General features: G+C 35.1%; 3 protein-coding genes. 2 read left to right on the top strand and 1 reads right to left on the bottom strand.

Features of this window, described 5'->3' with window-relative positions:
• The first annotated feature begins 350 nt into the window (after nt 1-350).
• Both B147_RS0104100 and B147_RS0104090 read left to right on the top strand, forming a co-directional pair.
• The gene (locus tag B147_RS0104100) at nt 351-734 is read left to right on the top strand and encodes a hypothetical protein (protein WP_157237767.1); all 384 of its coding nucleotides are present in this window, start codon (nt 351-353) and stop codon (nt 732-734) included.
• A gap of 1,122 nt (nt 735-1,856) precedes the next feature.
• Nucleotides 1,857-5,315 (top strand): transposase, encoded by a 3,459-nt coding sequence (locus B147_RS0104090; protein WP_020585971.1) that lies wholly within the window; start codon nt 1,857-1,859, stop codon nt 5,313-5,315.
• Between the two features lie 354 nt (nt 5,316-5,669).
• On the opposite strand, the gene B147_RS0104085 is transcribed toward B147_RS0104090, so the two are convergent.
• On the bottom strand, nt 5,670-6,692 hold the full coding sequence (locus B147_RS0104085; RefSeq protein ID WP_020585970.1) for a CHAT domain-containing protein: 1,023 nt from the start codon (nt 6,690-6,692) through the stop codon (nt 5,670-5,672).
• Between the last annotated feature and the right edge of the window lie 287 nt (nt 6,693-6,979).

Raw genomic sequence — 6,979 nt, 5'->3', positions numbered from 1 at the left:
TGTGCAATCTTATTTATACTCAGGCCATAAGAATGAAAAAGATCCACAGCCGCAGACCATAACGAATCCGGAATACGTCCTCTTTTTGTCCGCGTTTCTCTCCAGGCTGTAAACTGCTGTGCCACCTTTTCCAGTGCTGAATACTGTGTGTCCGTCAGTTTTGTTTTATTCATGGGTCCCTCCTTAAAATATTGATGGGACCGTTATATCAGCTGCGGAGATTGAATTCATGCAGGCTTACCGGAGGGACACTAACGGCGTGTACTTCAAACAAATCACCTAAAATCCCAATCAATCCAACTATCACTGATTTGGATCTTAGCAATTTGAGCGTTGTCCGGGAAGAGGTTTTGCTCGTAACAAACGCGTTCTATGAGAAGTACAAAAAGTATGATGCCCATAATTTTTCTGATTTTTATTCTACAAATGCTCTTATTGATTTACCTGGTGGGAGGTTTACACCGAAAAAGTTTGAGGACCGAAAGAGACAGCAATTTTCAAACTTGAAGATGTGGCATGTTTCTCTCTCAGTTAATACTCAGTCAATGGATGTTTTTCCTGGCGGTGTTGTTGTAAAATCTCTTTTTGTCGGAAGAGGTAAGTATGTAAAGAAATCTATCCGGTATTTTACCTGGAACAAAATCAATGGAGAATGGAAGCTTATAGGTCATACGAAATATCATCCCGGTACGATTGATGAAAATTTTAAATCTTTGGTAGCTCATCTGGACTGATAGTCATCCTAAAAGATTGGTATTAGTAGGCCACCAATGGTATTAGCCCCATATAAAGCCAGGCACCAGATATTGTGGTCAAAGGAATTTGATCAATAGCGACTGGTCATAGACACAGTCAACAGGATCAGAGCGGCTCGAAATTCATCTTTTTATATCTCTTCACTGGTTGGAGTAGTCTTGTAGCCACCCAAACTCAACTCACAATAAAAATTGAAAAGCCTGTATAAATTACAGGGTATTATAGTTAAGGTTATTTAAAATCATTCAAAAAATCACTTGACAAATAAAAACCTTTTAAATATGTGTATTTTCTTGAAAGTACATTACGAAATGGTCATTTTTATTAAGAAGAGTCTATACTTAGTTTCTGTATAAATTTGGTAAAAGAAACTTTTTTCCTACGGAAACTACTTGAGGACTGAATTATTTTTTTTAAGGCGCACCATAATGTCTCTTATTTCTAAAACCATATTATTCGCGATTTGTTTAATCTTAATCGGTCCTGTATACTTTCACTTAACATGGTTTTACAACTTTATTAGTGAGATGGGTCTAAAAGAGTCTTTCTGTGTAGCGATGAGTACCGGCGAGCTACTAAATTTTTCATTAGTGTTATTAGTTTTTATTATCACAGACATAATAGCCTTTACAAGTCAAAATGTTTTGGTAGAAGATAGCTTTAAGTTTGTTGCAGTATTGAATCTCATAATTTTAATTATACTAACTATTTTTCTTTGCGCCTTCGCTTTTCAAATCATTAAGCAACCAAGCAAATTTTATTATATAGATCAGTGCCTTTTTGTTATAAATTCAGTTACTACGACCATTTATATTAAATACAAAATATTCAAAACAGAAAGCTAACTTTGGGATGAGCGATTTTATACACTACTTATTTTTTATCTTTTCTGCCCTGTATAGCCTTTTAATTATAGGCTTTATTGTATACAAAAAATTAAAATGGAACAACGATGAAAAAAATATTAATCATCAATTAAAAATCTCAAGAAAAGCCTTCAATAGAAATGGTTACAAGTAGTTTTTTAGCATCATATATCGATTACAAATTAAAAAAGGGTTGGAATCATAAAAAAAATCAATATTACAAATTCCAAAGCTATGGTGGAGTGTTTTACAACGCTTTTTTTTATAGCTGAATATTACAACTACCGGATTGCTAAGGACATCATTTTCAAAAAAGGTGGGACTGGTTATCAAGAGCTTTTCGAACAATCTTACGAAAAGCTATTTTCTATTATCGAGCGTAAAAAACAGACTCAAAATAATATGCCATATCTTCTATTTTCTTGTCTTGAGGTAGGAATTATTCCTAAGAGACGAGATAATTATAAATTACTCATAGCTCAGTGGTTAGGTTTTTCCTCCAATCAGTTGGAAAAAGACAACACTACTGAACCTACATTTGAGAATTTTCATCAAGATATAAAGCCTTATTTGAATTTTGAAGGAGAATATAAACTTTCTAGAAGGTTTACTTTGTATAAAAGTGATGTGAGCTATGGCTGGGTCTCTTTTCGTTATAAAATTCCTCGTAGAAAAAATATTAAAATTGATTTTAAAAAAAAGCTCCCTGTACATTTTACTAATGAACCTATAAATATCATTAGTATTATCACTGATTTACTTATAAAACACAACCGATTAAATGAATACACCGCTGAGCATTACATACAAAGGTGGATTAAAAAGCAATTCAATATTTGTTATTGTGATGAGACTAAAATTGGATTCAGCAAAATTGTAACATACTTTAACCGCTCATTTTATGGCAAATCACAAGTTGCTCATTCGGACTTTAAAACAACTCGCTCAGCTTCTATTCAGCCTAAAGTTATTGTCTCTAAAGTATTTGATATCCTAAATAATCTTTATGACCAAAGTGAGATTAAAATGTCAAAATCTCAAGCACTTGGCGTATTTTTATTATTCAGATTATGCAAGGCTTTAAGAGTCAGAACTGCTTGGATAAAAAAAGAAATCTACCAATCAATACAAACACCATCTAATAAAAAATTGGTTTTTAGATTTGTTAGAGGAATAACTTGTATAGATGCACTTCATCCACTAGAATACAATTATTTCCAGTCACGAAGCTTTGGTTCCTATTCTTATATTAGAGGTTTAAACTTCATTTTTAGAGGTGGCCTGTTACCTTACTTAAATGAAGGGAAAGCCGTTAGCGTTGCCGGCCTACCCGGTTCTGGAAAAACTACATATGCACTTCAAAGGATGGTAGAAATTGCTTTTTATGGCGGATTTTCATTATATTTAACTTTTGAAGAAGATCATTCTATCCTAGTTGATCGGTTACATTCATTTGGATTAACAAATTACGATCATTATGACATAATTGAGGTGGACTCGTCTAATTATAAAAAAGAATTCTCGAAACTCGATAGAAATCTCGAAATTAAAAAAGGGGTTCTTGTTCTTTTTAAAATTCCAAGAGATGATAGCAGGGCTAAAATAATTTCTATTATTAGAGCTTTGAGCCTGCAAGCTGATAAATTAGAATGGAAATATAAAGCTATTACCCTTGATAGTATAAATTCAATGGATTTTGATAACGGTGGTCTTTTCAAGTTCATAGTACCTAACATTATGAAACGAATTCGGGCCAGAGAAATCATCGATAACATAAAAAAAAATAAATATTTAGGGATTATATTAAGTGAACAAAACGATCCTCAATTTAACATGTTACCGTATCTATGTGATGTTGCCATTGAAGTCACAACCTCCTCGAATTCTCGATATTTCGAAATTTTAAAAGCACGGAATCAAAACTATCAATTTGGGAAACACCCTTTCAGAATATCGGATGGTACTGGTTTAGTAATCTATCCTTCTTTAGATGCGGTACTCAGTGGATTACGAAATAGAGTGCGTAGTACTGTGAGTGAAAAAAAAATAATTCAATTCCCTATTGAAATAAAATACCAGCTAAAATTTCCTGGAATCTTAGAAAAGAGTTCAACACTGCTTTATGGAAATGCCAGAAGTGAAAAGATAGCGTTTTTATACCAGATTGTTGGAACGAAAGATACCTTGATTGACGACACAAGCAACAATACTTATTCCAATATTTCACTACTCCGTGAGACTATTCTTGTTGTTACTTTTAGGACCTCTGGAAGAAAATATGAACAAATGATGAGAGGATATAATAAAATATACAAAAAATGGCAAATCATACCGAATAAAAAAATTCGTCATTTTACGCCTGGTTCTGACATAACCCCAGAACAAATTATTGATGGTATTTGGGCCAATATACGTGAGGCCAAAAGAGAAGGGAGACCTATTTCAAGAGTTATAATAGATGAAATAGAATCCTCAAAATTCTTTTTACCAACAGTACACCAATCAAAACTATTTTGGCCAACCCTAACTGAGCTATTAAACACTGAAGCAATAACATCTTTTTTTATTGTCCAAAGAGAAGATGAATATGATGATGATATGATTTTTCTTAAAGACTATATGGATTATATTTTTAAAGTAAGCCGAAAAGAAACACACCAAAAAGAAAACCCAGACGGGCACCGTATAGAATTGAGGGTCGATAAATGGATCGATCCATATAATTTTAAACGGCACAGTTCAATCAAGAGTATCGCAGTAGTGAATTCTTTATTATCAGATAAAAGTCAGGATGATTTCTTGTTTTTGAATCAAAACCTTAGAATATCCGGAATTGACTATCAAATTTTGAAACTTTATTCAAGAGGAGTTGAAAGTGAGGACATATATGAGCAATTAAAGAGTCGATACGAATTTCCTGTAACGAACAGTGCTGTCAGTAAGATACTTCATCAAGTTGACGAGGAAATCGAAAAATTTAAAGTTGCAAAATTAAATGCAAAATATACAGGGGTATTTATTGATACAATCCAAATTCCATTTGAAATATACTCGAAAAAAATTCTATCACATCTGTATTACTGTATTGGACTAAATCCTGACATGAGCAAAAATATCCTTGGATTTTGGCTAAAAGATGAAAAGGAAGCAAAAAATATCTATCAAATCATTTTTGAGGATCTAAGGGAAAGAGGAGTGAAGAGTATCCGAACGATAATTGTACAAAATCCCAAAAATGTCCAGTACGATTTTCATGACTCATTCAAAGGGGCTACGTTACAAAGATCTACTATACATATGCTTCGGTATTCGCAAGAACTAATTAACGGGACCGACAAAAAAGGACTAATTAAAGAGACCCATAAAAACGAACTAATAAAACTACTACTTGAAATAACTACAATCAGCGATAAAAATGATGTAATTCATAAAATTAATTTATTAAATAAAAATTGGCAAAATATTTATCCAGAGGTTGTCTCTTATTGGCAAGATTGTTTGCCAGATATATTGAAACGTTGTGAATTTTTAGAGGAAAAACATAAGAATTTCTTTTATGACAAATATATCGAAACAATTTTTTCGGCTTTTAAAAGCACCATTGCTAAAAGATCGAGTTTTCGAGATAAGTATAGTATCGTAAGAATATTGTTCTTATCTTATAACTTCCTGTTAAAAGATACTATTATTTAAAATCAGTAACCTTTTGGAAATTTAATCAGCAAAATTCAAGTGGTTTTAAGGCGAGCAATTATGGTATCAAAGTTGACCGCCCTGGATCCCCAAGCAGTCAGAAATAGCGAAAGTAGTCAACGCCTTTATTGTCAATGCTATCAGTCCGAAATTATAGACAAATTGCGGGGTTCCCTGTTCCTCAAAATTTGTAAAAATAAGCGATTTTAACGTCGTAAATTAACCTCGTGCTTGTTTTTCGTCGGCTGATTTAGCCTTGTTTGACATTCACATATACTGTGCAGCTCGATTTTATTTGTTAGTTAGTGTATCCAGTCACTTGCCCTTTATACTCTCACCTTGTATCTACCATACCTACTTCCATCCCCCAACCATAACAAAGGCTCCCCAAAACCAAGGCGACGACCACTGCTCCTTGCAGATAAGTTGCAGCTGAGATGTCCGCAACGCCTCTGCTTTCGTTAGGCCTTTGACAACTAAATTATCATATAAATTAGCCATAAGGATTGACGTAGCAGTATCTTCTACCTCCCATGAACTGGCGCAAACCGTTCGCGCACCAGCGCAAAAGGATGCCCGAACAAGCCCGAGCATTCCTTCCCCGGCTGTTAATTTCCCCATGGCCGTATTGCAGGCACTAAGGACAATTAGATCAGCATCAAGTTCGAGTTCCGCAAGTTCAGCCGTTTGCAACAGTACTTCTGAATCGTCTCCTCCATAGAAAACAATGCCAGGCCCATTCGGGTCAGCATCATCGAAATGAGCGTGTGTCGCAAAATGTACAAATCTGAAATCGCTCAGTCTCTCCGATAATACAGCGCGTTTTGTTGCTTCATTATAAATTTTTACAACTGCCTGCCCCGGCTTAAAAAATGCTTCTATGTTACGTACTTCGTCGATTGATGCCGGAAGCGCCGACAGTCGTTGCCAGTTCTCGTTCTCGCTTTTGAACTCACCAGGAGCGAAAGCTATAAGGCTCCGCCGCTTGGAATTCTCCATCGGTCGAGTGGCATCAAGATTCTCAAAAATTGCGGCTGAAGGAGCGTAAGCTATGGCGTGTTTAAAAACGAGATATGGAAGAACACTTTGACTGCAGGATTGATCTGGATCGGTTAAGAGTACTTGAAAAGGCAACATATGAAGGGAGTCATCGGGCACGATGAGCAAATTTCGTTTGTTTTGAATCCAGCGTTCGACCGGCGCGACTAACAAGGTGTAAAGTTTGAAAGCGTTTTCCTTGTAAGATTCGTTACGGTTAATTAGTTCTTCACGTAATTTGCTAACAAGTTGACGAATTTCTATTCCTCCAAATGGTATTGAAATTACGGTGTAATCATCCTGGGTGACGGCCCAAACATAAGACACCCCTCTATGCAATGAATATTCCAAAAGTGCAGTATCAGCATCAAGGATCTTTTGCTGTACTTCTTTGAGCTTAGCTGCCTTAATACGAGCAAAACTTATAGTGGACCCAGCGCTGACGCATCAAAATTTATTATCAATGATATCAGGGGGGCGGAGCGACATCTAAAATTATTTTGTCGCAAAATTATAATAGACACTCTGCAGGTCTTTTGATAATGTAACGTGGATGTGTGTGAGTTCACCCACCAATCGAAACGTTACATTTGAGGAGAAAACGCTGTGATAAGCCAGTGTGGTCG

It is taken from the genome of Desulfobacter curvatus DSM 3379 (assembly GCF_000373985.1).
GTDB lineage: Bacteria > Desulfobacterota > Desulfobacteria > Desulfobacterales > Desulfobacteraceae > Desulfobacter > Desulfobacter curvatus.
The sequence above is the reverse complement of the archived record's forward strand: the minus strand, read 5'-3'. Positions and strand labels throughout refer to the sequence as shown.

What these genes read in the sequence shown, in the direction of transcription:
- B147_RS0104090 (WP_020585971.1), top strand. Translation starts at nt 1,857, where the DNA reads ATGGTGGAGTGTTTTACAACGCTTTTTTTTATAGCTGAATATTACAAC.